1 protein-coding gene and 1 pseudogene are annotated in these 5,042 nt (G+C 37.4%); both read right to left on the reverse strand.

From position 1 onward, the window contains the following. Positions 1-683: pseudogene (locus A9Q93_RS00050) on the reverse strand (hypothetical protein); the annotation flags it as partial. A gap of 285 nt (positions 684-968) precedes the next feature. After that, positions 969-5,042 (reverse strand): ExeM/NucH family extracellular endonuclease (locus tag A9Q93_RS00055; protein ID WP_303685323.1); only part of this gene is annotated, 4,074 nt, incomplete at its 5' end.

A 5,042-nucleotide genomic window follows, 5' to 3' on the forward strand; every position in this document is an offset into this window, starting at 1 on the left:
TCAAAAAGGCCTAACATATTAGAATGGTACAATTCCCAAGAAGTAGTAAATGAGTGTATTTTAACAGGCTTACTATCGCCGTTAAGGTTATTAAATCTATAATTTAAAGATAATTTAGTGAAGTTAGTTGAAAAATTCCCACTGGTTCTATTAAGAATAGCAGACAAATCTGTTTGTTGTGTTATAAGCCCATAAACATCATTGCACTCATCTGTCTCATCATTTAGGTCAGAATCAAAAGCACACCCCGATTGTCCATTTGAATAGTGTCCACTCTCAATGGCTAAAGCAAAAAAATTATTAGTATCCGTTTTATAAAGCAATTGCCCTCCTAATAATATTTTATAAGATGGTGTTTTAACAGGCTTTGAATTGTCGGTATACATACGAATATGAGGCTGAAAATTAAGGTAATAAGCCATACTAATGCGTTTGTCAATACTATCTTGCATCACCTTTTGCATATTATTATAAAAACTATAATAAACTATAGGCTTAGCATCAAATAGTATTGTTTCGTAGTCATTCATACTTGTGATATAACCTATTGTTGGCTTTACACTAATAGGATAATAATCTTTGAATACTGAGTTGCTTTTTTTCAATTTAATACTATCATTCTTGGATTGAGCATTCAACTGTAAAACTGTAAAAAAAGTAAAGAAAATCACTAATAATTTCATCTTAATATGTATTTAATTAACGGATTAATTTCCAGTTTGGATAATCTATATCCTCTATAAAATACTAATTAAAATGGGGAGTTAAAACAAGGGGAATTACATTAATTATTTTTGTAATGATATTCAAAGTTAATGAAAAAAAGAATAAGAACTCATAGCCAAATAAACAAATAGCTTCTAACCCTTAATGTGGATTTCCCCGATGATTCCGGGCCGCCTTGAGTACATAAAAAAACCTCAACATTTTAAAATGTTGAGGTTTTTAGTTTTATACTTTCTTGTAATTTATCTTTTTATAAGATGTTTTATAACATACCCATTTTCACCTTTAATAACAACCATATAGATGGCGCTAGCTAAACGGGAAACATCGATTGTTGCCTCTGTTCCCATGGTATTCAAATCCATAGTTTGAATCAACATTCCTTTAATATCGTAAATTTCTACGGTATCTAAGTCGAGTGCTTGTGGGTTATTAAGTATTACATAATCACTTGCTGGATTAGGGTACAGCACAATGTTTTCAAGATTAAGTTCATTTTCATCAATTCCAAGAATTGCTTCAATAGTAAGTTCGAAAGTACAGGTGCTAAAATTACCAGTCTCATCTTTTGCATCAATGGTTATGATATGAACCCCTTCAGGAAGTAATGTTCCAGGATCTGGAGCCTGTGTGATAAAAAGCATAGAAGAATCTGTACAATTATCAGTTGCACTAGCTTCTCCATTTGCAAAGAAATCTGGAACTTCCCATAAGATCTCTCCATCTTCCAAGAATTGTGTTTGATCTTCTGGACAAATTAGTTCAGGCGCCTCCGTATCATTAACTGTTACATCGAAGGTACATACATCGATATTGCCAGCTACATCTGTTGCGGTAACTGTTACAATTGTGGTTCCAACTGGGAACGCACTACCAGAAGCAGGAACACTAGTAATCGTTGTTTCAGAACAACTATCGGTCGCGGTTGGTGTAAAAGTTACTACAGCATCACATTGGCCAGGGTCGTTACTTACTGTGATATCTTCGGAACAAGTTACTACTGGACTTTCGTCATCATTAACAGTAACATTAAAGGTACAAACATTAGTATTACCAGAAGCATCTGTTGAAGTAACTGTAACAATTGTAGTTCCCATTGAGAATATACTGCCAGAAGCAGGTACAGTAGTTGAGGTTACTCCATCACAATTATCTGTCGCGGACGTAGAGAAGGTTACCATAGCATCACATTGGCCAGGGTCGTTACTTACTATTATATCTGCAGGACAAACACTTACAGGGTCTTCAGTATCATTAACAGTAATTGTAAAGGTACATATTGAAGTATTCCCCGCTAGATCCGTTGCCGTAAACTGGATTATCGTTTCTCCTAATGGGAAAACGGTACCCGTGTTAGGTCCGCCGGTTTGAATAACCGTATCTAAATCCCCGTCTGGATCTATTGCAGTTGCATTTATAAAAACAACCTGTGCACCACAAATCCCTATATCGTTAGAAACGACAATGGAGTCTGGACAATCAATGATAGGAGCTATCCTTAAGTTAATTCCAACAACTAGTGGATCGTGATCTGAAGCACGGTATGCATTTGCTTCGTATATAGGTAAGGCATTCGATTTACGATGAAAAGAAGCTTCTCCTGGATCTTGAACTCCATCGTTATAATCAAAAATAGCTGCTTCATCAGAATTTATATGCCAAGCGGTAGCTCCAGTAATTTGTGTTACTAGACTTTGACTAGCAAGAGCATAATCCAAATATCCTAATTGACCATCGAATACATAGCTATAAGCATCATCTCCTAAATAGAAATCAAGAAGGTCGACAAAATCATCGGAAGTTCCACCAATACCATCTGCACCTAATTTTAGTGCATCAATCGGAGATTCATTTCTATAAGAATTCAAGTCTCCAATAATCATAAAGTCGGAATCCCCACTATTGGTAGGATCTGTAGCGAGCCAATTAACTATTGCGGTAGCAGCATTAGTTCTTGTAATATTACAATTAGCAGAGCCATCGCCTAAATCAGGATCTCCAATACTATCGCAGGAAGAACCTTTAGACTTTAAATGATTAACAGCAAGAGTTAATGTTCCTCCATTACTTATCTGAGTAAACGTCTGTGCTAGAACTGGACGATTTTTACTATCATTAAAAAGCGGATCTACCGAACTGTCTAATATAGAAAAAGCACCTTCTGGAGTTACTGTTGCAGTATTATAGATAAAAGCTACTGTAATTTCATCTGTCCCAATAATGCCTGCATCTATTGCAACATAGGTGCTACTACAGATGGCGTTAATTCCATTGGTACCATTTAATAAATCATTTAACGCCGTCATACCATTGTTTTCAATTTCTATCAAACCAATAATGTCTGCATCCATACTACAGATAGCTGTTGCAATTTTTGCTCTCTGTCTCTCCAATTCAACATTTGAATGTGCACCTCTTTCATCCAAAGTAGTGAAGTAGTTCAATACATTAAAACTTGCTATTTTAAAGGTCCCACCGACAGCAGTTGGAGCATCAGTACGGGCATTAGAAGGGGTGAAGTTATAAGTGAAAGCCTCATCAACGGGTCTTATTCGCCAAGCGTCTGTACCACTTTGTCCTGCAAATGACCAATGCATGATCCCTTGTAAATTGCTTATTTGATCTCCTCCTCTAATAAAATTCGTGTTACTTGCTCCAGGTCGTGGCCAGAAATAAGGTTCGTCTGGTGCACCGCTAACAGCATCGGATTGTAAGTTATTATCATCATCTAAGATAATTCGAGATTGATCTAATTGACTTATATAAGCATTATAACCGGCTACATCTGGTTCGTTGGAATCTGTAAATTGCTGAAATCTATTATTGGCTGAAAGTACCAATTGACCATATCGAGCCAACTCAAAATATTCACTAACTACAAGATTGGTAGTCACATTAATTAACATCCCCTCCACACTTTCAAAAGTTCCTTCTGCTTCAGTACTCGAGCTTGCAGGAAGAGTAATAGAAGCGGAACTTGGTAAGGTATTACCTGAGCTGTTTACAATAATATCACCATTAGGAGCGGTCACGTCTATTTGTGTCATTTCGAAGAAATCTACTGCAAGTCCAGTTACTGTAACAGCATCACCAACAGAAACATTGGTTGTACAACTATCGCAATACACAAAAATTCCTTCTGAAGTTGTCCCATCTGCATCTGCATCTGCATCTTCTTCTTGAATAAAGAATCCGCTAAATTGATCGCTGTTTTGGAAATCTCCAATAACTATGGCTTCAACTTGGACTGTTAAACCCGCCATTGCAGCTACCAAACCACTTCCTTGAACCTCATGAATTTTTACAGAAGGAATAGGAATTATAATTTCATTTTCAACTCCTGGTGTTGGTTCTAATTGAGTGTAAGTGTCTGTGTTTCTTGCTCCACCTGCACCATTCGGAATTCGTTGATTGGAATGACCAGCATTATTTCCCATTCCACCTTCATTTATTTGAGCTTGTCCTCCATTCAATAAAACAAGTAATCCCGCATCGTCAGCATCATTAGTGTCATAAACTAAGGCATCGACTAAATTGTCTGTTGTAACGGGAGTTCCGTTAGGAAAATCCGTATCATCCCCTGTGTAAATAGCAACAGCATCGGGTCCATTTTGGATACTATTATCTGAAATAACAAGAGAAACATTGGGTACAGCCGCATTTCCTAAAACAAAATATCCATTCCCATTTGTGCTAAACCCATCCAAATCGAAGGCATTATAACTGGTATCACTATTTCCGTTAAAAAGGACCACAACTAAGCCTGTTAAGGAAGTGTTTCCTGTCCCTCCATCAAAGAGTTCTACAAACTCCATGGTATCAGATCCATCGGTATCTGCATCGACCTCGTTAATAATAATTTCTGCAACTGGTGCAGGGGCTCCATTTATAGCACCCGGTGTTGGTTCCATTTGCGCATAGGTAGTTGTATTTCTAGCACCTCCTGCTCCGTTTGGAATACGTTGTGAAGAATGTGCATCTTTATCGCCAGCGCCACCTTCGTTTACTTGTGCCTGACCTACGTTTAATAAAACTAATAATTCTGCATCGTCCCCATCGTTGGTGTCATAGACAATGGCATCGACTAAATTGGCTGTTGTAACGGGGGTGTCATTAGGGAAATCTGTATCATTCCCTGTGTATAATGCAACTGCATCCGGTCCGTTTTGCAAACCATTACTTGGGATTACAATAGAGACATTGGGAACTGCGGCATTACCAATAACAAAATATCCTTCCCCATTCGTTGTATGTCCGTCTAGATCGTATGCTGCATAGCTTGCATTGTCAGATCCATTGTGAAAAACAAGAACCAA

The organism is Nonlabens dokdonensis (assembly GCF_002162835.1).
Classification (GTDB): Bacteria; Bacteroidota; Bacteroidia; order Flavobacteriales; family Flavobacteriaceae; genus Nonlabens; species Nonlabens dokdonensis_B.